Origin of the sequence: Trabulsiella guamensis ATCC 49490, from assembly GCF_000734965.1 — a bacterium.
GTDB lineage: Bacteria > Pseudomonadota > Gammaproteobacteria > Enterobacterales > Enterobacteriaceae > Trabulsiella > Trabulsiella guamensis.
In genome coordinates, this window is record NZ_JMTB01000111.1 from 1 (window position 1) to 24,981 (window position 24,981).

Here is a 24,981-nt window from a genome sequence, read left to right on the forward strand (position 1 = left end):
GGCATCCATTTAAGTGTGCTGATATGGCTCAGTTGGTAGAGCGCACCCTTGGTAAGGGTGAGGTCCCCAGTTCGACTCTGGGTATCAGCACCAGTTTTAAAGGTTAAAGTTCGGCAAGTAAAAAAGAATTTGTCTGGCGGCTTTAGCGCGGTGGTCCCACCTGACCCCATGCCGAACTCAGAAGTGAAACGCCGTAGCGCCGATGGTAGTGTGGGGCTTCCCCATGTGAGAGTAGGACACTGCCAGACACCAATAAGAAGAACCCCGATCGAAAGATCGGGGTTTTTTGCTTTAATGGATCACCTGCGACAAAAACGCGCGCGTACGTTCAGATTTAGGATGAGCGAAAAATTCCGCCGGTGGTGCCTGTTCGACAATTTCTCCGCGATCCATAAAAATAACCCTGTCCGCCACGGTTCGTGCGAACCCCATCTCATGCGTTACGCACAGCATTGTCATACCTGACTGGGCAAGTGCAATCATGGTATCCAGCACCTCTTTCACCATCTCGGGATCGAGAGCGGAGGTCGGCTCGTCGAAAAGCATAATTTTCGGCTTCATGCACAGTGAGCGTGCAATGGCTACACGCTGCTGTTGACCACCGGAAATCTGACCAGGAAACTTATGCGCGTGCTCTACAATACGTACGCGTTCAAGGTAATGCATTGCCAGCGCTTCAGCCTCTTTTTTGGGCATTTTGCGCACCCATACCGGTGCAAGAGTGCAGTTCTGCAGCACGGTCAAATGCGGGAAAAGGTTAAAGTGCTGAAACACCATCCCTACTTCCTGACGGACTTTCTCGATATTCCGGACGTCTTCATTAAGCTCGATACCGTCCACCACAATTCGCCCTTGCTGATGTTCCTCGAGATGGTTAATGCAGCGGATCGTGGTTGATTTTCCCGAGCCGGAAGGACCGCATAAAACGATACGCTCCCCCTGTTGTACTTTCAGGTCGATATCTTTCAGGACATGAAATTGCCCGTACCATTTATTCACTTTTTCCAGGGTGATCATTGCGTCAGCCGGTTGCATTGTAATTTGACCCATAATTTCCTCAGTGCCGGGAATGCCCGGTGTTAAAACGCTTCTCCAGATGTTGGCTGTAGCGCGACATGCTAAAACAGAAGATCCAGTAGATCAGAGCGGCAAAAACATAGCCTTCCGTCGACATCCCAAGCCAGGCGGGATCGACGGTCGCCTGTTGCACGCTGCTGAACAGATCGAACAGACCAATGATGATCACCAGACTGGTGTCCTTAAACAGAGCGATAATGGTATTTACCAGCCCCGGGATAACCAGCTTTAACGCCTGAGGCAAAATGACCAGCGCCTGGGTTTTCCAGTATCCCAGCGCCAGCGATTCCGCCGCTTCATATTGTCCTTTCGGCAACGCCTGTAAGCCGCCGCGCACCACTTCCGCCACATAGGCAGACTGGAACAGAATGACCCCGACCAGCGCACGGATGAGCTTATCGATGCTCATTCCTTCAGACAAAAATAGCGGCAGCATTACCGACGACATAAACAACACGGTAATCAACGGAACGCCACGCCAGAACTCAATAAAAATAACGGACAACAGGCGTACAACAGGCATGGTTGAACGTCGGCCGAGCGCCAGTAGAATACCTAGCGGTAGAGCGCCAGCAATACCCACCGCAGCGATGATAAGCGTCAGCGTCAGACCGCCCCACAACCGGGTTTCGACGCGTTCCAGCCCCAGAAAACCACCGAACAGTAACCACCAGACCAGCAATGGATAGAGCACTGACCAGCAGGCAAGATACCGGCCACGAAACGGCATTTTTTTCAGGAACAGCGGGATGATAGTCAGCAGGCCGGTTATCAGGGCGAGATTGATGCGCCAGCGCTGGTCGTGCGGATAGAGGCCGTACATGAACTGGCCGAAACGCTCGTGGATAAACACCCAACAAGCTCCTGCTTTAGTACAGTCCGCCCGCGTCGAGCCCAACCAGTTGGCCTGCAAAAAAGCCCAGTTCAGTAAGGGCGGAATGATTTCCCATAGCAACCACAGGCAAAAAATCGTCAGCAGCGAGTTTACCCAGCCGGTGAAGAGATTTTTGCGTATCCAGCTAAACAGTAAACCGGAACGCATTTTGCCGTGCGGCACGGGGTGCGACAGTAGTGCTTTTGTCATCAGAGCCCCCTAGCGCTCGATCAGGGCGATACGCCGGTTGTAGATATTCATCAGCAGCGAAATTGTCAGGCTGATAAGCAGATAAACCGACATCGTAATCGCGATCGTTTCAATCGCCTGACCGGTTTGGTTCAGTACCGTCCCGGCGAACAGCGACACCATATCCGGATAGCCAATCGCTGCGGCAAGTGAGGAGTTTTTAACGATATTCAGATACTGACTGGTGAGCGGCGGAATGATCACTCGCAGAGCCTGAGGGATAATGACCTGGCGCAGCGTCACCGGGTTCGGCAATCCAAGAGAGCGCGCAGCTTCGTGCTGCCCGTAGGGGACAGCCTGAATGCCTGCGCGAATGATCTCGGCAATAAAGGCGGAGGTATAAACCGAAAGGGCGATCGTCAGCGCCGCCAGTTCCGGAATCAACACCAGCCCACCGCGAAAGTTAAACCCGCGCAGCTCCGGGAGTTCCCAGTGGATTGCGGCGCCAAAGACCGCATGTGTCAGAAGGGGAAACCCGACCAGTAGCGCAATCGCGATGGGCCATGTGCGGCGAAGCTGTCCGGTCGCCATCTGATGTGCCTTATGACGGCGCCAGAGCCACCCGGTGATGACAACTGCTAAAACGAGCGCGCCAACAAACGCCAGTAATCCTTCGCCAAACTGTGGCGACGGGATATAGAGTCCGCGGTTGCTAAGAAAGATCAGATCAAATGCGCTGACGGCCTGGCGAGGACCGGGCAAGTTACGGAGTACCGCAAAATACCAGAAGAAGATCTGGAGCAGTGGCGGAATATTACGGAAGATTTCGATGTAAATCGTCGAGAGCTTACGCAGCAACCAGTTGTCGGAAAGACGAGCCAGCCCCAGGAAGAAACCGATAAACGACGCAAAAACAATACATAACGCGGACACTAACAGCGTATTCAGCAACCCGACGATAAAGACCAGACCATAGGTATCGCCCTGCTCATAATCAATCAGATGCTGCACAATACCGAACCCGGCGCTGCGGTCGAGAAATGCAAAGCCAGAAGTGATGCCACGATGATTCAGATTAGTGATGGTGTTATGAATTAACCAGACAGCAATAGCGACAATCGTCGCCACCGCGATGATTTGGAAAAGCCAGGCGCGAACCGTGGGATTAGAAAACGACAGCGCGCCTTTTACGGTTGGGCGGCGATGGAACATAACAAAAACCTCTGCGACCGAAACTCCAGAAAAGGGCATCGCCAATGCGATGCCCATTACAGCGATAGATTTACCGTACCGGTGGTGCGTACTGGATACCGCCGTTATTCCAGAGATTGTTCTGGCCGCGTTTGATTTTCAGCGGGCTGTTCAGGCCCACGTTACGTTCGAAAACCTCACTGTAGTTGCCGACCTGTTTGACAATGTTGTAAGCCCATTTATTGTCCAGCTTGAGATCCTTGCCATAGTCGCCTTCTTTACCCAGGAAATGGGCCATATCCGGCGTTGCAGGATTCGCGGCTTTCTCATCGACGTTTTTCGACGTAATACCCATCTCTTCAGCATTAAGCATGGCAAACAGCGTCCAGCGAGCAATGGCGAACCACTCATCATCACCACGACGAACTACCGGTCCCAGCGGCTCTTTTGAAATGACCTCAGGCAGGACAATCCATTCGGCAGGATTGCTCAGCTTAATGCGCAGTGCATACAACTGAGACTGATCCGAGGCGAGCGTATCGCAGCGGCCGGATTCCAGCGCTTTTGCGGACTCGTCTGAGCGGTCAAAGGTCACCGGCGTATACTTCATGTTGTTGGCTTTGAAGTAATCCGCTACGTTAAGCTCGGTGTCCGTTCCCGCCTGGATACAAACTGTCGCACCATCCAGCTCTTTCGCGCTTTTAAGACCGGCTTTGTTATGCGTCAGAAAGCCGATACCGTCGTAATAAGTTACGCCAGTAAATGACATCCCCATTCCCGCATCGCGTGAAGAGGTCCAGGTGGTATTACGCGAGAGCAGATCGACCTCCCCTGATTGCAGCGCCGTAAAGCGCTCTTTCGCCGTCAGCGGGGTGTATTTTACTTTGCTGTCATCGCCAAAAACGGCGGCGGCAATCCCACGGCAAACATCCACATCAATGCCGGTGAATTTCCCGTTGGCATCCGCATAGGAGAAACCGGGTAAACCGTCGCTAATACCGCATTGTACGAATCCTTTCTTTTTAACCGCATCCAGAGTTGCACCAGCATGGGCCTGACTGGCAACGGCAAGCAGCGTACTTGCGACCGCCAGACTGGCAATCATCATCTTTTTCATAATGCATCCTGTGTGACGAGATTTATCGTTATTTATTAAGGCGTCCGGAACGCCTGATACCTGTCTGTGGTGACAGCCATACTTTGTTAAGCAAAGCGGATGCCATAATTGCAAGCGCCTGATTTTCGGACGGCGGCTGGCAATAAAGTGAGTGTAGACATGAAATGAAAATGTCATCGCCCTGAAATGGTGCAAAATTACAACCTGTGCCACAAATTAGCGCAAAAAGTTTCTCATAAGACAGAAGGGGAAATAATAATTTCGGGCGGTAATATTGGAGGGAGAATGAATTAAAATTGTTTTTGTGCGATGACAAAGCGCGGAATCCCGCGCTTTACTGTGATTATTTGGTCAGTGCGACGATACCGAGCGTCAGGCCAGCCAGCGCGGCGGCACCGCCAGCGATGGCGCCTGCGGTTTCCCAGTTATCCTGCGTCGTCCCTTTCATACAGGTATTGGTGTGAACCAGTCGCCCCTGGTCGTCGTAGACCGGTACACACGGAGACTCATGTGCACAGCCTGCAAGAAACGTAGTCAGTAATGCGACGGAAATGAACCTTTTCATAAAGTTACCTCTTGATAAGCCACGGTGAATGTCATTACGTAAAACATCCCATGGACGTTAGAGGGTATTTTATCATTGCTGTTTAATGGACCGTCTGCGCAAAACAATCTCAAAGTATGAGTGATGTAAATATCGTGGAGAGAATATTAGGTGAGGCATAAAAATGTGCAGAAAAGATGAAGGTGAATATAAAACTTTATCTGTGGAAAATAATAATATTCATCTGGTTAACAGAGTATATGCCAAATATCCACAGGCATTAAAGTCCTGCATTATTACAAAATCAAGGCGCCTGATGGCGCCTTGATGAAGGTGTTTAGCCTTTATGTTGACTGAACCGCCGTCTGACCACCACGAAGAAGACCGGAACAAAGAAAATCGCCAGCAGCGTGGCGGATAACATTCCGCCCATTACGCCGGTGCCAACCGCATTCTGTGCGCCGCTCCCTGCGCCATGGCTTATCACCAGCGGCAGCACGCCGAGGACGAAAGCGAGTGATGTCATCAGAATCGGTCGCAGACGCATCCGTGCAGCTTCCAGCGTCGCTTCGATAACGCCTTTATGCTCCTTCTCCATTAAATCTTTGGCAAACTCGACAATCAGAATCGCGTTTTTGGCCGAAAGACCAATTGTGGTGAGCAGCCCCACCTGAAAATAAACGTCATTGCTCAGTCCGCGTAGTGTGGCGGCCAGCAGTGCGCCGATAACTCCGAGCGGCACCACCAGCATCACAGAGAACGGCACAGACCAGCTTTCATAAAGTGCGGCGAGACACAGGAACACCACAATCAGTGAAATGGCATACAACGCGGGAGCCTGATTGCCGGAAAGCCTTTCCTGATAAGACATACCGGTCCAGTCATAGCCAACGCCTGAAGGTAATTTCCTTGCCAGTTGTTCCATCAGCACCATGGCTTCGCCGGTACTTTTCCCGGCTACCGCTTCACCGAGGATCTCCATCGACGGCATCCCGTTATAGCGTTCCAGGCGTGGCGAGCCATAGGCCCAGTGCGACGTGGCAAAAGCAGAGAAAGGGACCATCTCGCCACTAGCACTGCGCACAAACAGATTGCTGATATCTGTTGGTAGCATGCGATATGGCGCATCGGCCTGTACGTAAACCTTCTTCACGCGTCCACGGTCGATAAAGTCATTCACATAAGTACCGCCGAGAGACGAGGAGATTGTCTGGTTAATATCAGAAATCGATACACCCAGTGCTTGTGCTTTTTCCTGATCGACATCCAGTTTAAACTGCGGCGTATCCTCAAGTCCGTTCGGGCGGACATTGGTCAGGACATCCGAATGTGCTCTTGCCATCCCCAACAGCTGATTACGTGCCTGGGTGAGTGCGTTATGACCGAGATCCGCCTGATCAATCAGTTCAAAATCGAAACCCTTTGCCGTACCGAGTTCCATAATGGCGGGCAAGTTGAAGGGGAAAACCATGGCATCGCGGATCTGACTGAAAGCATGACGGGCACGACCAACGATAGCCTCGACGCCATTCTCGCTGCCGGATCGCTCTTCCCATGGCTTAAGGCTGATAAACGCAATCCCTGAATTTTGCCCCTGACCGCTAAAGCTAAAGCCGTTAACAGTAAACACCGATGCGACATTCGCTTTTTCTTCCGTCAGGTAATATTGCTGGATGCTATCCAGCACCTGTTGCGTACGGGTTTGCGTGGCGCCTGCCGGAAGCTGCACCATAGTCATAAAAACGCCCTGATCTTCATCCGGCAGGAATGAGGTCGGCATGCGTAAAAAGAGTACCGTCATACCCGCGACAATCAGCACGTAAATCAGCAGATAACGTCCCGTGCTACGCAGGATCCCACCGACACTGTTGGTATAGTGCTCAACGCTGCGATCAAACGTCATGTTAAACCAGCCGAAGAACCCCCGCTTCTGCTCATGGTGGTCGGGATCAACCGGTTTCAGCAGGGTGGCGCACAGCGCTGGTGTAAGAATCAACGCGACCAGTACGGAAAGCGCCATGGCAGAAACAATGGTGATTGAAAACTGGCGGTAAATGGCGCCTGTGGAGCCGCCGAAAAAGGCCATCGGAATAAAAACTGCCGACAGTACCATGGCAATGCCGACCAACGCGCCCTGGATCTGCGACATGGATTTCTCCGTTGCTGCCTTAGGTGACAATCGGTCTTCCATCATCACGCGTTCGACGTTTTCCACCACCACAATGGCGTCATCGACCAGCAGCCCGATGGCCAGCACCATGCCAAACATCGTGAGGGTATTGATGGAGTAGCCGCATGCAGCCAGCACGGCAAAGGTTCCCAGCAGAACGACTGGCACGGCGATGGTCGGGATAAGCGTCGCGCGAAAGTTCTGCAGAAACAGATACATCACCAGAAAAACCAGTACGATGGCTTCGAGCAGTGTTTTCACCACCTCGTGAATCGAAATGTTGACAAACGGCGTGGTGTCGTAGGGATAAACGACCTTCAGCCCCTGCGGAAAGAAGCTCTGCAGTTCAGCCAGTTTTCCTTTTACCGCTTTTGCGGTATCCAGCGCATTAGCGCCGGTCGCCAGTTTGATCCCTATACCTGTCGCGGTTTGACCATTTATTTTGGTCACCATATTGTAGTTTTCACCGCCGAGCGTAATACGGGCTACGTCTTTCAGCCGCACCACGGAACCATCCTGATTCACTTTCAGTGTGACGCGCCCAAATTCATCCACATCTTTTAGTCTTGTTTGAGCGATGATCGATGCATTCAGTTGCTGTCCCGGGACGGCAGGCGTACCGCCGAGTTGCCCGGCGGCGATCTGATCATTCTGCGTTTTGAGCTGGTTAATCACATCAACTGGCGTCAGCTGATATTTGTTCAGTGCACCAGGATCGAGCCAGATCCGCATCGCGTACTGAGCGCCAAACAGTTGTACGTCCCCCACGCCACTGGTGCGACTAAGGGTATCCTTTACATTAGATGCCACGTAATCGGAGATATCTTCCTGTGACAGGTTTTTATTGTCCGACACAAAACCGGCGACCAGCAGGAAACTGCTGCTGGATTTTTCCACACCGATGCCCTGCTGTTGTACCTCCTGCGGCAGCAGGGGCATCGCCAGCTGGAGTTTGTTCTGTACCTGTACTTGCGCGATATCCGGGTCGGTACCGGAATCGAATGTCAGCGTAATCGTCACGTTACCCGCCGAATCGCTGGTGGAGGACATATACATCAGGTTATCGACGCCGTTCATGTTCTGTTCGATAACCTGCGTGACGGTATCCTGCACCGTTTGTGCATCAGCACCGGGATAAGTGGCGGTCACCGAGACCGCAGGCGGCGCAATAGTTGGGTACTGGGCGATGGGGAGTTGCACAATCGCCAGACCACCTGCAATCATCAAAATGATGGCCAGCACCCAGGCAAAAACCGGGCGTTGAATAAAAAACCTAGACATTGTGTTGTGTACCTTACTTCGCGGTAGCGGCTACCGTGTCCTCTTCTGCGTCCACGGTTACACCCGGATGCACTTTTTGTAACCCGCTGACGATGATCTTATCGCCGGGCTGTAATCCGTCTGTCACCAGCCAGCGATCGCCAATCGCCTGCGGAGCGGTAATATCACGCAATTCCACCTGGTTTTGCGCGTTGACCAGCAAGACAGTGGCCTGACCCAGCGGTGTGCGCGTCACGCCTTGCTGAGGGATCAGAATGGCATCAGGTTGTACGCCTTCATCAATGCGCGCCCGAACAAACATGCCGGGCAGCAGAGCGTGTTGTGGGTTCGGGAAGATAGCGCGAAGGGTAATCGACCCGGTGCTTTCATCCACGGTAACGTCAGAAAATTGCAGCGAGCCTTTTTGCGCATACGGCTGACCGTTTTCCATCATCAGCTGCACACTTTTTGTTTCACTCCTGCCCTGCAGGCTTTCCTGTTTCAGGCGCATGAAATCGCTACTGGATTGCGTCACGTCAACGTAAATAGGATCGAGTTGTTGAACGGTCGCCAGTGCTTCTGTCTGGCTGCTGGTGACCAGCGCACCTTCAGTGACAGTGGATTTGCCGATACGGCCGCTAATGGGGGAGGTGACTTTCGTCCAGGCCAGATTAATGCGGGCATTCTCCACTGTGGCCTTCGCTGCCAGCACGCTGGCATCGGCCTGTCGCGCAGTGGCGACAGCCTGGTCATAATCCTGCTGGCTGATGTACTGGGTTCCCAGCAAGGGGGCGTAGCGTTTAACCGTCAGGTGCGCGAGGGTTGCCGCCGCCACCGCGTTGGCTTCATCCGCTTTCGCGCTGTCATATGTAGCCTGATAAGTCGCGGGATCGATCTGATAAAGCGACTGACCGGCTTTGACATCGCTGCCTTCCACAAAATGTCGTTTCAGGATGATGCCGCTGACCTGCGGACGAACTTCCGCGATGCGAAATGCTGCTGTACGCCCGGGGAGTTCCGTGATTACCTGCAACGGTGCGCGCGTGGCAACATGAAAGGTCACCTTTGGCGCGGGCATCTGTGGTTGTTGGTTTCCCGAATCATTGCAACCTGCCAGTAATGCAGTCGTCATGATGAGGCTGGAGAAAAGCGTCGCCCTGGCGTGAATCATTATTACCGTTCCTTATTGTTCCAGTTATTGGCGTACCGCAAGCTGGAAAAAGAATAGAGATAAAACAGCTCGCCATCCTACAAATAAACACATGCTGATGTAAGACTCTGTGAATTAAGAACCGGATCTGAACGCACTAAAACACAAAAAAAGGATGAATAGCGAGAGGATTATTTTTATTATGAATATGTAGGGTTTATTTATTGATAAAATTTATTGAATAAAAAAGCGTGCTTGCCTATGCGCCCCGTTTTTTTTCGTTAATAATAACAGCCCTCTTATCCTTTTTTCGCCACATCGCAGTGGCAGGGACGCATTTTATGGCAAGAAAAACAAAAGCAGACGCATTAAAGACCCGTCAACTGTTGATTGACGCTGCCATTGAGCAATTTGCGCAGCATGGTGTGACCAATACTACGCTCTCGGACATCGCTGATGCCGCTGGCGTCACACGCGGTGCGGTGTACTGGCACTTCAGCAATAAAACGGAATTGTTTAATGACATGTGGGAGCAGCAGGTGCCGTTAAGGGATATTATAAAAAATATACGAACGGAAAATGAAAACCCATTAATGGATTTACGAGAGAAATTTATTTTCTCGCTACAGTACGTTGCCGAAACACCAAAACAACGCGCACTGCTGCAAATTCTGTATCATAAATGCGAATTCACAGCGGAAATGATTTCAGAAGAAAAAATTCGTGACAAAGTTTGTTGCAACCGTAACGCATTACGTGAAAGTTTATCGAAATGTATTCGCTATGGTTATTTACCATCAGACATAAATACCGATGTCATTGTCATTATGTTACGCGGTTTTTTTAGCGGTATTATTAAAAACTGGCTTATGGAGCCCGGTCAATGCAATTTATATCAACAGGCACCAGTGTTTGTGGATAATATTATGAGCACATTCACTCGAGCACAGTACAATCCACCAGTTTCAGTGGATTCACTGAATCCATATTGCGACACCGTGCGGACTCAAGGGTAGCGAACTCCAGCAGTTGAACGATCAGTATGTCGAGAAGAAACACGAGAAGTACAAAAATGACCAGCCAACCATACTTGCGCAACATACCTTGTCCCCTGCATCTGCCAGGTTGAATGGTCAAAATATATCCGAAACAGTGGCGGCAAAAAGTGAGGCAAGACGAAAATTTTGGCAATAAAAAAGGCGCTTCCCCATGCCGAAGAGCGCCTTTTAAACGTCAGGAACAAAAATCAGTTCATGCCGTATTTTTTCAGTTTTTTACGCAGCGTACCGCGGTTGATACCCATCATCAGGGCAGCGCGGGTCTGGTTACCACGGGTGTATTGCATCACCATGTCCAACAGGGGCTGTTCTACTTCAGCCAGTACCAGCTCATAGAGGTCATTAACATCCTGACCGTTCAGTTGAGCAAAATAGTTCTTCAGTGCCTGCTTAACCGAATCACGCAGGGGTTTTTGGGTTACCTGATCCTGAGAGTTAACGGTAGAAACGGTCAGTACGTCAGAATTTACGCGTTGTTCGAACATAGTTCTGTCAGCTCTTTATTTCTGTTTACGCAAAATTTTCGAAGTATGCCTCCAACGCCTCCAGCTGTTCGCTGGCATCCTCAATGGCGTTGAATGTGCGCCGAAACTGGTCATTTGGAGCGTGCTCCTGGAGATACCAGGAGACGTGTTTACGTGCAATTCGATATCCTTTTGCGTGACCATAAAAGTCATGCAATTCCCGAACATGCGCGCAAAGCAAGCGCTTAACCTCTGCCAGAGGCAGCGGGGGCAGCAACTCCCCAGTGTCCAGATAGTGCTGGATTTCCCGAAAGATCCAGGGTCTTCCCTGAGCTGCACGTCCTATCATTAGGGCATCCGCCCCCGTATAGTTGAGCACAGCTCTGGCTTTAAGCGGGTCAGTAATGTCACCATTCGCGATTACCGGAATGGAAACCTTCTGCTTAACTGCCCGAATGCTGTCGTACTCAGCATCTCCGTTAAACAAGCAGGCGCGGGTGCGTCCGTGAATAGTCAGAGCCTGAATGCCACAGTCTTCAGCCAGTTGGGCAATCTCTTCACAGTTACGGTGTTCTGGTGCCCAGCCTGTGCGAATCTTGAGTGTGACAGGAACGTCCACTGCATTGACGACCGCGGTCAGGATCGACTTCACCTGCGCCGGGTACTGCAAGAGGGCTGAACCTGCGAGCTTACGATTCACTTTTTTGGCCGGACAGCCCATATTGATATCAATAATCTGGGCACCGCTTTCGACGTTAATACGTGCGGCCTCAGCCATCTCTTCAGGTACGCTACCGGCAATTTGCACGGTACGAATGCCTGGTTCATCAATGTGCACCATCCGTAAACGGGACTTGTCACTCTCCCAAACCTGCGGGTTGGAGGACATCATCTCGGATACGGTTAACCCTGCTCCCATCTCGTAGCACAGCGTCCGGAATGGTCTGTCAGTAATGCCAGCCATGGGTGCTGCGATCAGGCGATTTCTGAGCTGGTGGTGTCCGATGCGCATGAGTTAAGAAATGACCATACTGTGACTGCAAGGCGGCGTATATTACGCATTTTTTGCACGAGATGAAAGGCCAAACTTTGAGCAATCCACTGTCGTAGATCAATGAATCGCCGTCAAGCGAATGCAGAAAAAATAAATAATTATAATTATCATTGATTTAATGCGATGTGGCGAAAATGTGTTCTTTTAGAAAATCGTAAAACTTCGTATTTTTTCTTGCCTGAATTGCTGTGAACGCAAGATTAAACGCTGTTTATATGAACAAAAAAGCGCATCGTAATGAGATCATGCTCTCATTTTTGTCATTCACCCTACACACATTGCAAACCGTAACGCGGCCCGGAGACCGCGTTACGCTGTTTACTTTTTAAACCCGGTAATCCGGCACCACTCTTCTTTCTCGACCACCGGGTCGAGGGTAAAGAGATCGGCATAGGCTTCGCACACGCTGTCCGCCTGGCTGGCAAGGATACCCGAAAGCCCCAGCAAACCGCCCTCAACGGGCAACACGCTGATTAACGGCGCCAGTTCACGTAATGGGCCTGCCAGGATATTAGCAACCACCACATCGGCTTTCATGGCTTCTGGCTGGTCTTGCGGTAAATACAGTTCCAGACGATCAGAAACGCCGTTGCGTTCTGCGTTATCCCGGCTGGCCTGAATTGCCTGCGGATCGATATCAATGCCGATTGCTCTGGCTGCACCCAGTTTCAGCGCCGCGATGGCGAGGATCCCGGAGCCACAGCCGAAGTCGATAACCGTCTTGCCGTCCAGATCGAGGCCGTCAAGCCATTGCAGGCACAGCGAGGTCGTTGGATGTGTGCCAGTACCAAAGGCCAGACCCGGGTCAAGCATTACGTTGACGGCGTTTTCATCGGGGATTTCGCGCCAGCTCGGGCAAATCCACAGCCGCTCGCCGAAGCGCATCGGGTGGAAATTATCCATCCATTCGCGCTCCCAGTCTTTATCTTCCAGTTGTTCGATTTTGTGGGCAAAACCTGCACCCAGCAGCGGATGATGTTCGAGGATCGCCACCACTGCTCTCATGTCGCTTTCGGCGTCAAACAGGCCAATGACATCAGTGTCGCCCCACAGGCGGGTTTCGCCCGGCAACGGTTCAAACACTGGCGTGTCGTGGGTGTCCTGAAAAGTAATCGACACCGCGCCCGCTTCCATCAGCGCCTCGCTCAGTTCCTCCGCATTCGCGCCTGTGGTGTTCAGTTTCATTTGGATCCATGGCATGGCAAAACTCTTTATTTATCAGTAGTCAAAACAGGGGCCTGTGGCAGCGGCTGACCAAAACGGTTGCCGATGACGAAAGCCAGCAAACTCAGTAGTAACGAGGGCACTATCGGGTGGAAGCCCAGGTACTGGATGTTGAAGGTCGCCAGTACAGCGTACAGTACGCCACCGACGATCATCGCGCTGAGCGCGCCGGCGGCGTTTGCGCGTTCCCAGTAAAGGCCCAGCACCAGCGGCCACAGAAACACCGCTTCCAGCCCGCCGAACGCCAGCAGGTTGAGCCAGATGATCATTTCTGGCGGACGCCACGCGGCGAGCAACAGTAACACGCCCAGAATCAGCGTGATCCCGGAAGACATCCGCTTCAGTCGCGCTTCGTTATGGATCTGCTCCGGACGCAGATTCAGGTAGAGATCTTTAATGATCGTAGCGGAACTTTGCAGTAACTGGGCGTTGATCGTCGACATGATCGCCGCCATCGGTGCCGCGAGGAAAATCCCTGCGGCAAACGGCGGCAGGACTTTCACCATCAGTGTCGGGATCACCTGATCGGGAATGGTCAGATCCGGAAGTACCGCCCGGCCCAGTGCGCCCGCCAGATGCATCCCCAGCATCAGTACGGCGACAACGATCGTGCCCAGGAGAATGCCCCGATGCACGGCTTTACTGTCTTTATAGGAGATGCACCGCACGGCGGTGTGCGGCAAACCAATTACGCCGAAACAGACCAGCACCCAGAATGAGGTCATAAAGGTCGGCGAAAGAATATTGTCGGCTCCCTGCGGCGTCACCAGTTTAGGGTCGATATGCTCCAGCGTTTCCACTGCCGTGGACAGCCCGCCAGCAGCGTGAACCACCCCGACCAGCAGCACAACAGTGCCAATGAGCATCACCAGTCCCTGCATCGCATCGTTGAGCACACTGGCGCGAAAACCCCCGTACGCGGTGTACAACGCAATGCTGATGCCGAAAATCAACAGGCCGGTTTCATAAGGAATGCCCGCCGCCGTTTCCAGCAGGCGCGCGCCGCCAATAAACTGCACGGTCATCGCGCCGATAAAAGCGACAAGCAGGCTCAGACTGGCCAGCCAGACCAGCAGGCGGCTGTGGTAGCGCGCGAAAAGCATGTCGTTCAACGTCACGGCATTGTAGCGGCGCGCCAGAATGGCGAATTTTTTCCCCAGCACGCCCAGCGACAGCCACACGGCGGGAAGCTGGATCATCGCCAGCAGCACCCAGCCAAGACCGTATTTATAGGCCGCGCCTGGACCACCGATAAACGAACTGGCGCTGATGTAGGTCGCAGTCAGCGTCATCGCCAGCACAAATCCCCCCATCGAGCGACTGCCGAGGAAGTACTCATTGAGGAAGGTGCCAGTGGCGCGCTTGCGCATCGCATAGAGGGACAAGCCAAAGACCACCAGCAGGTAGGCGATGAGTGGCACTATGACTTCAGCCTGCATGATCATCCTCCAGCGGAATATCACGATAGATAAACCGCACCATGGCCCAGCAGAGCAGAATAAACACCAGCGGTATCAGCAAACAGGCCATTTCAAACCAGTGCGGCAGACCGGTAAATCCCTGTGCAGAATCAGGTAAGTAAGCAGTCACCAACCAGGCGCAAAGATAGAGCAGGGTGAGCCATAGCGCCCAGCGTGCTTCCTTGTGTGCCTGAACAAATCGTTTGTCCATGGAAGATGTCCTCTTCATGGTGTTACAACCAGAAACGGGCAATTCTACGGCAACTGGCCGTTGAGGGAAAATCCTCTGGCAGGAAAAAACGCGTCAGTGCTAGCGCCTCAGAAAATCATCGATCTCAGAAAGCGAGGCGAGTCCTTCCATCGGCCCCTGTTGTGTGACCGCGATAGCACCGCTGGCATTAGCGTAATGCAGGGCTTCTGAAGCAGGAAGGCCGGAAAGAAATAGCGTGACGAACGTGGCGCCGAAACAGTCCCCTGCGCCAGTCGGATCGACAGTCTCTACGGTATAGCCGGGAAGATGCAGCGTCTGCAATTCGCCCTTCTGCAGATGATAGTAGCTGGCGCCGCGTTGGGCGCGTTTGACAACGACATGCTTCACGCCAGCCTGCAGCAGATCGCTGATTATCTGTTCTTCGCTCAGATTTTTGTGTCGGGCAAAGAAAGGAAGCTCGCTTTCACTCGGCAGGAAGATATCGGTGTATTCGATCAGGTAATCAAACGCCTGTTCCATTTCGGGAATGTTCAGCATCTCTTTACGGATGTTGGGATCAAATGAGACGGTGCCACCCGCGGCTTTGATCGCCATCATCGCTTTACGCGTGGCGTCGATCATACGAAAGGAAAACAGCGATGACCCCATGATATGGATATGACCACATTGTTGTAGTAGCGCCTGATCGATATCTTTTTCCGTAAAAAGGCCACAGGCGCTATCGGGGATATTAAAGATGAAATCGCGCTCCTGAGGGCTCTGGTAGCTGACGAAGGCGGTACCGGTGACGGCGTTATTCATTACGCGAATACCATCAACAATCACTCCTTCATGGCGCAGTCGCTCGATGTTAAGACGGCCAAAATCATCATTACCGACGCAACCGAAAATCATCGCACGATGACCTAACCTGGCGACCTGAGCGGCAAAAATCGCGGGCGCTCCACTGGGGAATGGACCAACAAATTCGCCGGGATGAGTAAATTTCTGGTGTGGATTGCGGGATAAAAATTCAACCAGTAATTCGCCTATTGTACAAAGGGTGAGTCCCACTGATGCCCTCTCATTCCTGGAGTCTTTCGCGATTCGACCAGGTGAAACATTCATTGTTGGTATACAGGGTGACAAAATCAGCATCATATAATTGTTGCTGATATTGCTCGTTAATACTGTGGCAGACGATCACATTTTCGGTCTGATTGAGATGACCGATGGTGGCGGTTGCTGCGCCAGAGGTTGCCGCCATCAGGATCGTTTTACTGCGCGCATTATCAAAACAGAGCTGCCAGGCCATCGCCAGTTCGGGGAAATCGATCCCCAGCGTCCCGTCAGCGTCGATGCTGTTCACTTCCACAATGCTGTGCGTGATGGTGTGATGTTGAAGCGCCTGTTCCAGTGATTTTCCCGCCAGGATCCCGTCAGGTCGCAGCATTTCGCTTCCGGCCAGAATGATGTCGCCTTCGATATACTGATTCGCCAGCAGTGCGCTTTCCGGATCGTTGGTGATCAGACGGATTTTTTTTAATCCATTAAGCAAAGGAATGAGTCGGCGGCACAGGGCACCGTGACCGAGAAAGAGCGTATCCCGGTCATGAATCAGCCGTATGCTATGGCGAGCGATTTCCATCTGCTGCGCCAGCGGCGGCATCGCGACCAGCGGCGCGGGCTCATAATCGGCTTGCAGGACGGGCGTGGCGATAGCGCCGCCAAATGAGCGCTTCAGATAACCCTGTTGCTCCAGATAGCTCAGATCACCGCGGATCGTGACGCCAGAGACACCCAGCTGCGCTGAGAGCTCGTCAACTTTGATTTCTCCCTGAACGCTGACGATTTCAGCGATTTTTAGTCTGCGTTTCAGCAGATTGGATGATTTCCTGGGCACGACGACACTCATTATTTGCCTGCAATGTCAGACACTATAGCGTTATGGCTTTTTCTTTGAAACTTTCATTTGATAAAAATACCAACCTGTTAAGTTAAATTTCGTAAGTTATTTTGTGATGACTTGAACCTGGTCACGCTTTTCTGCTTATTTTATGTGCTACTTTGCTTTCAAAATGAAAGTGAAACGTAGATTTCTTCGTTTTGTAAGAGACGAGCGCATAACCAGGAGCTGAGATGTACATCATTTCGAGCAAAAATATGCTGAAAAAAGCCCAACACCAGGGGTTTGCGGTTCCGGCATTCAATATCCATAACCTTGAAACCTTACAAGTGGTGGTTGAAACGGCGGCGGGCCTCCGTTCACCTGTAATGCTGGCCGGTACGCCGGGCACCTATCGCTACGGTGGTGTCGGCAGTCTGATCGCGCTGGTAAACGCGCTGGCGCAAGAACACAACATCCCGCTGGTGCTGCATCTCGACCATCACGAGGAAGCTACGGACATTTTCAATAAAGTTCGCGCCGGAGTTCGCTCAGTGATGATTGATGGCTCGCATCTGCCCTTTGAGGAAAATATCACCCGGGTGAAAGAGGTGACCGCGTTCTGCCATTCGTATGATGTCAGCATTGAGGCAGAACTCGGGCGACTCGGCGGTCAGGAAGATGATCTGATCGTCGACGACAAAGACTCAGCCTATACCTCGCCTGAAGCGGCGGCCGAATTTGTTCAGCGCACGGAGATTGATTCGCTGGCCGTGGCTATTGGCACAGCGCATGGACTCTATACCCATGAACCTCGTCTGGATTTCGCCCGCCTGGAACAGATTCGCAACCGGGTGGAGGTGCCGTTAGTGCTGCATGGTGCGTCCGGCTTAACGGAAGAGGATATCCGAAAATGTATCCGGTTGGGCATTTGCAAAGTGAATGTTGCAACGGAATTGAAAATCGCCTTTGCCGATGCGCTGAAAGGCTATTTCCATGAAAACCCGACTGCCAACGATCCGCGTCACTATATGCAACCGGCAAAAGCGGCAATGAAGCAAGTGGTCACACGCATTATTGGCGTGTGCGGTAGTGAAGACAAACTCTGATAGCTATTAACCCTACAAAAAAGAACGAGGATTGTTTATGAGCAGATTTAAGTTACCCGGTTTGGCCATGCTGGTGGGCCTGGCACTGTTCTCACAAAGCCCCTTTGCGAAAACGTATAATGTTGGCGCCTCTTTATTGACGCAGCAGCATCCCTTTTATATTGATCTTGCTAATGCGATGAAAGACGAAGCGAAAAAAAATGACGTTAATCTGAGTATTTCTATTGCTAACCAGGATTTAAATAAGCAGCTTTCCGACGTTGAAGATTTTATTACCAAAAAAGTCGATGCCATTATTATTTCCCCGGTCGATTCTAAAGGCGTTCAGGCAGCCATTATTAAAGCCAACAAAGCCGGTATTCCGGTAATCACCGTTGACGTTGCCGCCGAAGGCGTGCCGGTGGTATCGCACGTCGCGACGGATAACTACGCAGGCGGCGTACAGGCCGGTAAATTAATGGGCAAATTGCTGAACGGTAAAGGCACTGTCGCCATTATTAGCTATCCCGCCGTACAGTCAGTCGTAGCCCGTATCGATGGCTTTAAGAAAGGACTGGCGGATACACCGGACGTAAAAATCGTCGCTGAACAACCGGGGATCACCCGTGCCGAAGCGCTGACCACCGCGCAGAATATCATGCAGGCGAATCCGAGCCTTAACGGTCTGTTTGGTTTTGGTGATGATGCCGCGCTGGCTGCAGTGATTGCCGCAAAATCTGCCCATAACGACAACATCAAAATCATCGGCTTTGACGGCATGAAGGAAGCGCGTGACGCCGTTGATACGGACAAAACGTTTGTGGCGGTGATTCGTCAGTACCCGGATCAAATGGGCGCGAAAGCCATCGACGCAGCAGTTGACCATCTCAACGGTAAACCGGTGGATAAAATCATCCCGATCCAGCCGGGGGTGTATACCGCTAAGAAGTAATGTCACGCCATCAGGTTGCGAAGTATTTGTATTTTCTTCGCAACCTGAAAAGAAAACAAAAAATACCAGACCACATCCTTTGCTTTAACGCAATCGTGAGAGGTAGAGCCGATGATGCTTTGCTAAGAAATTGAGGTGGTTATGACCGATATTATTCTTGAAATTTCTCATATTGCTAAAAGCTTCGGCCCTGTACAGGCCCTGAAAGATATTTCTCTGACGGTTCGAAAAGGCAGAGTACATACGTTATTGGGTGAGAATGGCGCGGGAAAATCCACGCTGATGAAAATTCTCGCTGGTGTTTATCCGCCAACCCAGGGAACCATTACGCTGCACGGTAATGTTGTGACAATAAATAATCCGCAGCATTCACGCAAACTTGGTATCGCCATTATTTTTCAGGAACTCAGCCTGAGTAATAACGTGACGGTAGCTGAAAATATCTATGCCAATAATGAACCGGTACGTTTTGGCATTATTGACGATAAAAAAATGGTCGCCGACTGTGAGGCGTTATTAGCTGAACTGGGCATTCCGCTGGATGCGCATGAGTTAGTCGGCAATATGTCTCTCGCTCAGCGCCAGCTGGTGGAGATTGCGAAAGCGCTAAGTTATCCCGCTGACATTGTGATTATGGATGAGCCAACGTCGTCGCTCAGTGATAACGAAGCGGAAATTCTGTTTGCGATTATTGCGAAGCTAACGCAACGCGGCAGCGCGGTGATTTATATCTCCCACCGTATGGATGAAATTATGCGCATTTCCGACGATATTTCGGTGATCCGTGACGGTGAATATATTGCCACCCATGACCGCCAGACGACACATATCCAGCAGCTCATCGCGCAGATGGTGGGCAGAGAGATGAAAAACATCTGGCCGCCGCGCATCGGGGAAAGACCGGATGCGAGTATCACCCCTCGGCTGGAGGTCAGAAACCTGTCGCACCCGCCTTTATTTCATCAGATCGATTTTGCTGTGCGTCCCGGTGAGGTGCTGGGCTTTTTCGGTCTGGTGGGCGCGGGGCGTACCGACGTGATGCGCGCTATCTTTGGCATCATTCCCTGCCAGGGCGAGATCCTGCTCGATGGTGAGATGGTGGCGATCCGCTCAGCGAAAGAGGCCATCGAGCGCGGCTTTGCGTTTGTGACAGAAAACCGTAAAGAAGAAGGCCTGGTGCTGATGCATGACGTGAATATGAATACCCACCACGTGGCGTTTCAGTACAACGCGTCACGTTTTGGGCTGATTAATGATCGGCTGGAAGAGCAGCGCACGCGCAAAGCTGTCGAAAAGATGAATACCAAAATCAGCTCAATTCACCAGCCGGTGAGCGCCTTAAGCGGAGGTAACCAGCAGAAAATCGTGCTGTCGAAATGGCTGGAAAAGACACCGCGTATTTTGCTGCTGGATGAACCCACCCGTGGCGTGGATGTGGGGGCGAAGTTTGAAATTTATAACGTGATTCGTCAACTCGCGGCAGCAGGGACGGCCATTATTCTGGTTTCCTCAGAATTACCGGAGGTCATGGCGCTAAGCGATCGCTTAGTGGTGATGCGTAATAAAACCATCGCTGATATTTATTCGTGTGAAAACCTGACACAGACGCAGGTGATGACCGCTGCAACAGGAGTACAGTAAATGACTGAGAAAATTGTCTCTGCGCCCAAAGAACGGAATCAGTCGTCGGGCAACGGATTGAAAAAAATCGTCAGACAATACGGCGGGATCCTGAGCGGAATGATCGTCCTGATTATTCTCTTCAGCTTTATGAATGACAGTTTTTTCACCACCAATAACATCACCAATATTATTTTGCAGGTTTCGATTATCGCGATAACGGCGTATGGCATGACCTACGTGCTGTTGCTCGGTGATATTGATCTGTCGGTCGGTTCGACCATCGCGCTTATCGGGACTTTTGCCGCACTCGGCGCTTCCTGGGGAATTCCCTTTATTTTGCTGGTGCCGCTGTCGATTGTTGCGGCGCTGATCCTCGGGATGATTAACGGCGGTTTGACCGCCGTAGCCGGTATTCCGTCGTTTATTGTCACCGTGGCCACGATGGGAATATTCCGCGGCATTGCTTATATCATGACGGATGGTATGCCGGTCATGATCCGTAATGACGCTTTTCTGGCGTTGGGCAACGGAGAGTTTTTATATATTCCGGTACCGATCTGGATCTTATTAGCGCTGCTACTGATCAACCATTTTGTCCTCACCAAAACCACGTTTGGTCGCAAGATTTATATTACCGGCGGCAATAAAGAAGCCGCTGTCTACTCCGGTATTAACGTTATTCGGCTGAAAATTAAAGTATTTATGATCACTGCCGTGCTGGCCGGCGTGAGCGGCATGATCCTCGCATCACGTCTCTATTCCGGGCAACCGAATGCGGCGCTGAGTTATGAACTGGATGCGATTGCCGCGGCGGTGCTAGGTGGCACCAGTCTGAACGGCGGTTATGGCACGGTTGTCGGTACCATGATTGGCGCATTAACGATCGGCGTGATTAACAACGGTATGAACCTGATGAACGTTCCTTACTTTTATCAGATGGTCGTCAAAGGGATGGTTATTCTGGTGGCGGTATATGTCGATGTCAGAAATAAAAGAAAACGCGGCTAAATATCTCAAGGAATTAATTGTATGAGCAAAGTATTCACTATTGGAGAAATTCTGGTCGAAATTATGGCAAGTCAGACGGGTCAGTCATTTGACCGGCCTGGCGTCTGGCATGGACCGTACCCCAGCGGCGCCCCGGCGATTTTTATCGATCAGGTAACGCGTTTTGGCGTGCCTTGCGGGATTATCAGTTGCGTCGGTAAGGACGGTTTTGGCGATATCAACGTGAATCGCCTGGCGGCCGATGGTGTCGATATTCGCGGTATTTCCGTACTGCCGCTGGAAACGACTGGCAGCGCATTTGTCACTTATCATGAATCCGGTGACCGCGACTTTATCTTCAATATTAAAAACGCGGCCTGCGGGAAATTATCGGCACGGCATGTGGACGAAAGACTTCTGAAAGACTGTACCCACTTTCATATTATGGGATCGTCGCTGTTTTCATTTCATATGGTCGATGCGGTGAAAAAAGCGGTGACACTGGTGAAACAGAATGGCGGCGTGATCTCGTTCGACCCGAATATCCGTAAAGAAATGCTCGATATCCCGGAAATGCGTGATGCCCTGCATTTCGTTCTTGAGCTGACGGATATCTATATGCCCAGCGAAGGCGAGGTGTTATTGCTCTCCTCGCATGGGACCTCAGAACGCGCTATCGCAGGGTTCCTTGAGGATGGCGTGAAAGAGGTGATTGTGAAGCGTGGCAGCAAAGGGGCGAGTTTCTGGTCCGCCACGGAGCAGTTTCACATTGGGGGATACCCGGTGCAGGAGATTGACCCGACCGGCGCGGGAGACTGTTTTGGCGGTGCCTACGTGGCCTGTCGCCAGTTGGGGTACAGTACCCGCCAGGCGTTACAGTATGCCAATGCCTGTGGCGCGATTGCGGTGACGCGTCGTGGTCCGATGGAGGGGACATCACTGCTGGCGGACATCAGAGCCTTTATCGATCATCACAAGGCCGATATCCGGGAAAGAGCCTGATAAAAAAGGGAAGCGCATGCGCTTCCCTTTTCGCTTTATTACTTCTCTTGCATGCCGAGTTTTTTCTCCAGATAGTGGATGTTGGTGCCACCATGCTGGAAGTTCTCGTCGCTCATAATGCGTGTCTGCAGATCAATGTTGGTTTTGATGCCATCGATGATCAGTTCCTGCAGGGCGTTTCTCATGCGGGCAATCGCCACGTCACGGCTTTCGCCATAGCAGATAAGTTTACCGATCATTGAGTCATAGTACGGCGGAACGGTGTAGCCCGCGTAAATATGAGACTCCCAACGTACACCAAAGCCGCCCGGTGCGTGGAAACGCGTGATTTTACCCGGGCTCGGCAGGAAGGTGTTCGGATCTTCGGCGTTGATACGGCATTCCACCGCATGGCCGCGAACCTGAACTTCGTCCTGTTTGATGGATAGTGGCTGACCCGCAGCAATACGCAGCTGCTCTTTGATCAGGTCAACGCCGGTGATCATTTCAGTGACCGGGTGCTCAACCTGAATACGGGTGTTCATTTCGATGAAATAGAACTCGCCGTTTTCGAACAGGAATTCGAACGTACCAGCACCGCGATAGCCGATATCAACACACGCTTTGGAGCAGCGCTCGCCGATGTAGCGACGCAGTTCCGGGGTAATGCCCGGCGCTGGTGCTTCTTCAACCACTTTCTGGTGGCGACGCTGCATGGAGCAGTCACGTTCCGCCAGATAGATAGCGTTGCCCTGACCGTCAGCCAGCACCTGAATTTCGATGTGGCGTGGGTTTTCCAGGTATTTCTCCATATAGACCATGTCGTTGCTGAAAGCGGCTTTCGCTTCCGCCTTGGTCATGGAGATGGATTGCGCCAGCTCGGCATCGCTGCGCACCACGCGCATACCGCGACCACCACCGCCACCGGACGCTTTAATGATAACCGGATAGCCGATGCGTTTCGCATGCGCGCGGTTAACGTCCATATCGTCGCCCAGCGGGCCGTCAGAGCCTGGCACTGTCGGCACGCCCGCTTTCTTCATGGCGGTAATTGCAGACACTTTGTCACCCATCAGGCGGATAGTGTCAGCTTTCGGGCCGATGAAGATAAAGCCAGAACGTTCAACCTGTTCAGCGAAGTTGGCGTTTTCAGACAGGAAGCCATAGCCCGGGTGGATTGCTACCGCGCCGGTGATTTCAGCCGCGCTGATGATCGCCGGAATGTTCAGATAGCTTTTAACTGAGGGTGCCGGACCGATGCATACGGTCTCGTCTGCCAGCAGTACATGTTTTAAATCGCGATCCGCTGTCGAGTGTACTGCGACTGTCTTGATGCCCAGTTCTTTACAGGCACGAAGAATACGCAGTGCAATCTCGCCGCGGTTGGCGATGACAATTTTATCCAGCATGTTCGCCTCGTTACTCGATGACGACCAGCGGCTCGTCAAATTCTACCGGTTGCCCACTTTCCACCAGGATCGCTTTCACGGTCCCTGATTTGTCGGCTTCGATCTGGTTCATCATTTTCATCGCTTCTACGATGCACAGGGTATCGCCCACGTTAACTTTCTGGCCAATTTCCACAAACGCTTTCGCGTCCGGGCTCGGCGTACGGTAGAAAGTACCAACCATCGGGGAACGTACGATGTGACCACTGATTTCTGCTTTCGCCGGCGCTTCTGCAGCGGCGGTTGGCGCGGCAACGGCAGCAGGGGCTGCTGGCTGTTGCTGCATAACAGGCGCGGCATAAGCCTGTTGCATCATCGGGAAGGCTGACGCAGCCGGTGCACGGCTAATGCGAACAGATTCTTCGCCTTCAGAAATTTCCAGTTCAGCGATGCCTGATTCTTCAACCAGCTCGATCAGTTTTTTAATCTTACGAATATCCATGAGTGGGTTCCGTACTCTTGTTTAGTGTGATTGTGACAGGCGTTTTACCGCCGTCTGTAAAGCGTATGAATAACCGTCCGCACCGAATCCGCAGATAACGCCAGCGGCGATATCCGACAGATACGAATGATGGCGGAATGGTTCACGTGCGTGCACATTGCTCAGGTGAATCTCGATAAACGGGATACTGACAGCCAGAAGCGCATCGCGAAGGGCCACGCTGGTGTGCGTAAACGCGGCCGGATTAATCAGGATATAGTCAACGTTGTCTTTAGCCTGATGAATTCGGTCGATGAGTACATGCTCCGCGTTGGACTGCAGATGATCAAACGCCACATTCAGAGAGGCCGCTTCCGTCGCCAGACGGTTAACAATTTCCGTCAGACTCAGGGTTCCGTACTTCTCCGGCTCTCGCGTGCCGAGCATATTAAGGTTCGGCCCGTTCAAAAGCAAAATGTGAAACTTGTCAGTCATCGTGCGGCTATCTCCTGCCATTTTTCGGTAAAAAACAAAATATACCTTCGATGTGCTCTTGTCACCCTTTCAGAGGCGT

General features: G+C 51.9%; 24 protein-coding genes, 1 tRNA gene and 1 rRNA gene. 8 read left to right on the forward strand and 18 right to left on the reverse strand.

Annotation, left to right across the window (positions count from 1 at the left end):
- Positions 1–17 precede the first annotated feature (17 nt).
- Positions 18–93, forward strand: a tRNA-Thr gene (locus GTGU_RS18645).
- Between the two features lie 39 nt (positions 94–132).
- Positions 133–248: ribosomal RNA gene (rrf, locus tag GTGU_RS18650) — 5S ribosomal RNA — on the forward strand.
- Positions 249–291: 43 nt separating this feature from the next.
- Here the strand turns inward: rrf and GTGU_RS18655 are convergent.
- The 7 genes from GTGU_RS18655 to GTGU_RS18685 all read right to left on the reverse strand — a co-directional run bounded on the left by GTGU_RS18655 (position 292) and on the right by GTGU_RS18685 (position 9,596).
- Positions 292–1,050, reverse strand: a complete 759-nt coding sequence (locus tag GTGU_RS18655; protein WP_038160674.1) for an amino acid ABC transporter ATP-binding protein — start codon at positions 1,048–1,050, stop codon at positions 292–294.
- Between the two features lie 7 nt (positions 1,051–1,057).
- Positions 1,058–2,161 carry an amino acid ABC transporter permease gene (locus GTGU_RS18660; protein WP_038160678.1) on the reverse strand — a complete coding sequence of 368 codons (1,104 nt, stop codon included), beginning with the start codon at positions 2,159–2,161 and terminating at the stop codon, positions 1,058–1,060.
- Positions 2,162–2,170: 9 nt separating this feature from the next.
- Entirely contained in the window at positions 2,171–3,352 is a 1,182-nt protein-coding gene (locus GTGU_RS18665) for an amino acid ABC transporter permease (protein ID WP_038160681.1), read from the reverse strand.
- 70 nt (positions 3,353–3,422) lie between these two features.
- Entirely contained in the window at positions 3,423–4,448 is a 1,026-nt protein-coding gene (locus tag GTGU_RS18670) for an amino acid ABC transporter substrate-binding protein (protein WP_038160684.1), read from the reverse strand.
- A 343-nt stretch (positions 4,449–4,791) separates the two neighbouring features.
- Positions 4,792–5,013 carry a lipoprotein gene (locus GTGU_RS18675; RefSeq protein ID WP_038160691.1) on the reverse strand — a complete coding sequence of 74 codons (222 nt, stop codon included), beginning with the start codon at positions 5,011–5,013 and terminating at the stop codon, positions 4,792–4,794.
- Between the two features lie 316 nt (positions 5,014–5,329).
- Positions 5,330–8,443: an efflux RND transporter permease subunit gene (locus GTGU_RS18680; RefSeq protein ID WP_038160693.1), complete on the reverse strand. Its 3,114-nt coding sequence runs from the start codon at positions 8,441–8,443 to the stop codon at positions 5,330–5,332.
- 13 nt (positions 8,444–8,456) lie between these two features.
- Positions 8,457–9,596, reverse strand: coding sequence for an efflux RND transporter periplasmic adaptor subunit (locus GTGU_RS18685; protein ID WP_156964211.1), 1,140 nt, complete (start codon positions 9,594–9,596; stop codon positions 8,457–8,459).
- Between the two features lie 317 nt (positions 9,597–9,913).
- Between GTGU_RS18685 and envR the strand changes: the two genes are divergently transcribed.
- Entirely contained in the window at positions 9,914–10,588 is a 675-nt protein-coding gene (gene envR / locus GTGU_RS18690) for an acrEF/envCD operon transcriptional regulator (RefSeq protein WP_038160698.1), read from the forward strand.
- Here the strand turns inward: envR and GTGU_RS24975 are convergent.
- The 8 genes from GTGU_RS24975 to GTGU_RS18725 form a co-directional block, all read right to left on the reverse strand.
- The gene (locus GTGU_RS24975) at positions 10,509–10,673 is read right to left on the reverse strand and encodes a DUF2556 family protein (protein ID WP_072012020.1); all 165 of its coding nucleotides are present in this window, start codon (positions 10,671–10,673) and stop codon (positions 10,509–10,511) included. The two genes, envR and GTGU_RS24975, sit on opposite strands and share 80 nt — an antisense overlap.
- 145 nt (positions 10,674–10,818) lie before the next feature.
- Complete coding sequence (gene fis, locus GTGU_RS18695) at positions 10,819–11,115, reverse strand: DNA-binding transcriptional regulator Fis (protein WP_000462905.1); 297 nt, start codon at positions 11,113–11,115, stop codon at positions 10,819–10,821.
- 25 nt (positions 11,116–11,140) lie between these two features.
- Complete coding sequence (gene dusB, locus GTGU_RS18700; protein ID WP_038160701.1) at positions 11,141–12,106, reverse strand: tRNA dihydrouridine synthase DusB; 966 nt, start codon at positions 12,104–12,106, stop codon at positions 11,141–11,143.
- A gap of 360 nt (positions 12,107–12,466) precedes the next feature.
- Positions 12,467–13,348, reverse strand: coding sequence for a 50S ribosomal protein L11 methyltransferase (gene prmA, locus GTGU_RS18705; protein ID WP_038160703.1), 882 nt, complete (start codon positions 13,346–13,348; stop codon positions 12,467–12,469).
- Between the two features lie 11 nt (positions 13,349–13,359).
- Positions 13,360–14,811 (reverse strand): sodium/pantothenate symporter, encoded by a 1,452-nt coding sequence (panF, locus tag GTGU_RS18710; protein WP_038160704.1) that lies wholly within the window; start codon positions 14,809–14,811, stop codon positions 13,360–13,362.
- A complete protein-coding gene (locus GTGU_RS18715; protein ID WP_038160706.1) occupies positions 14,801–15,043 on the reverse strand; it encodes a YhdT family protein in 243 nt (80 codons plus the stop codon). Before GTGU_RS18715 ends, panF begins: the two co-directional genes overlap by 11 nt.
- A gap of 99 nt (positions 15,044–15,142) precedes the next feature.
- Positions 15,143–16,150, reverse strand: coding sequence for a sugar kinase (locus GTGU_RS18720; RefSeq protein WP_084222815.1), 1,008 nt, complete (start codon positions 16,148–16,150; stop codon positions 15,143–15,145).
- On the reverse strand, positions 16,107–16,940 hold the full coding sequence (locus tag GTGU_RS18725) for a DeoR family transcriptional regulator (RefSeq protein ID WP_051857392.1): 834 nt from the start codon (positions 16,938–16,940) through the stop codon (positions 16,107–16,109). The genes GTGU_RS18720 and GTGU_RS18725 overlap by 44 nt, the downstream gene beginning before the upstream one ends.
- Positions 16,941–17,161: 221 nt before the next feature.
- Between GTGU_RS18725 and GTGU_RS18730 the strand changes: the two genes are divergently transcribed.
- The 5 genes from GTGU_RS18730 to GTGU_RS18750 all read left to right on the forward strand — a co-directional run bounded on the left by GTGU_RS18730 (position 17,162) and on the right by GTGU_RS18750 (position 22,559).
- Entirely contained in the window at positions 17,162–18,016 is an 855-nt protein-coding gene (locus GTGU_RS18730) for a tagatose bisphosphate family class II aldolase (protein ID WP_038160707.1), read from the forward strand.
- Between the two features lie 37 nt (positions 18,017–18,053).
- A complete protein-coding gene (locus tag GTGU_RS18735; protein WP_038160709.1) occupies positions 18,054–18,947 on the forward strand; it encodes a substrate-binding domain-containing protein in 894 nt (297 codons plus the stop codon).
- A gap of 141 nt (positions 18,948–19,088) precedes the next feature.
- Positions 19,089–20,588, forward strand: coding sequence for a sugar ABC transporter ATP-binding protein (locus tag GTGU_RS18740; protein ID WP_038160712.1), 1,500 nt, complete (start codon positions 19,089–19,091; stop codon positions 20,586–20,588).
- On the forward strand, positions 20,589–21,578 hold the full coding sequence (locus GTGU_RS18745) for an ABC transporter permease (RefSeq protein WP_038160715.1): 990 nt from the start codon (positions 20,589–20,591) through the stop codon (positions 21,576–21,578).
- A 21-nt stretch (positions 21,579–21,599) separates the two neighbouring features.
- Complete coding sequence (locus GTGU_RS18750; protein ID WP_038160717.1) at positions 21,600–22,559, forward strand: sugar kinase; 960 nt, start codon at positions 21,600–21,602, stop codon at positions 22,557–22,559.
- Positions 22,560–22,597: 38 nt separating this feature from the next.
- Here the strand turns inward: GTGU_RS18750 and accC are convergent, their stop codons facing one another.
- Genes accC through aroQ form a run of 3 tightly spaced genes read right to left on the reverse strand, consistent with a single transcriptional unit; the run spans position 22,598 to position 24,902 of the window.
- On the reverse strand, positions 22,598–23,947 hold the full coding sequence (gene accC / locus GTGU_RS18755; RefSeq protein WP_038160720.1) for an acetyl-CoA carboxylase biotin carboxylase subunit: 1,350 nt from the start codon (positions 23,945–23,947) through the stop codon (positions 22,598–22,600).
- Positions 23,948–23,957: 10 nt separating this feature from the next.
- On the reverse strand, positions 23,958–24,428 hold the full coding sequence (gene accB / locus GTGU_RS18760; protein WP_038160725.1) for an acetyl-CoA carboxylase biotin carboxyl carrier protein: 471 nt from the start codon (positions 24,426–24,428) through the stop codon (positions 23,958–23,960).
- A gap of 21 nt (positions 24,429–24,449) precedes the next feature.
- On the reverse strand, positions 24,450–24,902 hold the full coding sequence (gene aroQ / locus GTGU_RS18765; protein WP_038160728.1) for a type II 3-dehydroquinate dehydratase: 453 nt from the start codon (positions 24,900–24,902) through the stop codon (positions 24,450–24,452).
- Positions 24,903–24,981 lie beyond the last annotated feature (79 nt).

Coding starts and splice junctions, on each gene's coding strand:
- GTGU_RS18655 (WP_038160674.1), bottom strand. CDS start 1,050: ATGGGTCAAATTACAATGCAACCGGCTGACGCAATGATCACCCTGGAA.
- GTGU_RS18660 (WP_038160678.1), bottom strand. CDS start 2,161: ATGACAAAAGCACTACTGTCGCACCCCGTGCCGCACGGCAAAATGCGT.
- GTGU_RS18665 (WP_038160681.1), bottom strand. CDS start 3,352: ATGTTCCATCGCCGCCCAACCGTAAAAGGCGCGCTGTCGTTTTCTAAT.
- GTGU_RS18670 (WP_038160684.1), bottom strand. CDS start 4,448: ATGAAAAAGATGATGATTGCCAGTCTGGCGGTCGCAAGTACGCTGCTT.
- GTGU_RS18675 (WP_038160691.1), bottom strand. CDS start 5,013: ATGAAAAGGTTCATTTCCGTCGCATTACTGACTACGTTTCTTGCAGGC.
- GTGU_RS18680 (WP_038160693.1), bottom strand. CDS start 8,443: ATGTCTAGGTTTTTTATTCAACGCCCGGTTTTTGCCTGGGTGCTGGCC.
- envR (WP_038160698.1), top strand. CDS start 9,914: ATGGCAAGAAAAACAAAAGCAGACGCATTAAAGACCCGTCAACTGTTG.
- GTGU_RS24975 (WP_072012020.1), bottom strand. CDS start 10,673: ATGTTGCGCAAGTATGGTTGGCTGGTCATTTTTGTACTTCTCGTGTTT.
- fis (WP_000462905.1), bottom strand. CDS start 11,115: ATGTTCGAACAACGCGTAAATTCTGACGTACTGACCGTTTCTACCGTT.
- dusB (WP_038160701.1), bottom strand. CDS start 12,106: ATGCGCATCGGACACCACCAGCTCAGAAATCGCCTGATCGCAGCACCC.
- prmA (WP_038160703.1), bottom strand. CDS start 13,348: ATGCCATGGATCCAAATGAAACTGAACACCACAGGCGCGAATGCGGAG.
- panF (WP_038160704.1), bottom strand. CDS start 14,811: ATGCAGGCTGAAGTCATAGTGCCACTCATCGCCTACCTGCTGGTGGTC.
- GTGU_RS18715 (WP_038160706.1), bottom strand. CDS start 15,043: ATGGACAAACGATTTGTTCAGGCACACAAGGAAGCACGCTGGGCGCTA.
- GTGU_RS18720 (WP_084222815.1), bottom strand. CDS start 16,150: ATGAATGTTTCACCTGGTCGAATCGCGAAAGACTCCAGGAATGAGAGG.
- GTGU_RS18730 (WP_038160707.1), top strand. CDS start 17,162: ATGTACATCATTTCGAGCAAAAATATGCTGAAAAAAGCCCAACACCAG.
- GTGU_RS18735 (WP_038160709.1), top strand. CDS start 18,054: ATGAGCAGATTTAAGTTACCCGGTTTGGCCATGCTGGTGGGCCTGGCA.
- GTGU_RS18740 (WP_038160712.1), top strand. CDS start 19,089: ATGACCGATATTATTCTTGAAATTTCTCATATTGCTAAAAGCTTCGGC.
- GTGU_RS18745 (WP_038160715.1), top strand. CDS start 20,589: ATGACTGAGAAAATTGTCTCTGCGCCCAAAGAACGGAATCAGTCGTCG.
- GTGU_RS18750 (WP_038160717.1), top strand. CDS start 21,600: ATGAGCAAAGTATTCACTATTGGAGAAATTCTGGTCGAAATTATGGCA.
- accC (WP_038160720.1), bottom strand. CDS start 23,947: ATGCTGGATAAAATTGTCATCGCCAACCGCGGCGAGATTGCACTGCGT.
- accB (WP_038160725.1), bottom strand. CDS start 24,428: ATGGATATTCGTAAGATTAAAAAACTGATCGAGCTGGTTGAAGAATCA.
- aroQ (WP_038160728.1), bottom strand. CDS start 24,902: ATGACTGACAAGTTTCACATTTTGCTTTTGAACGGGCCGAACCTTAAT.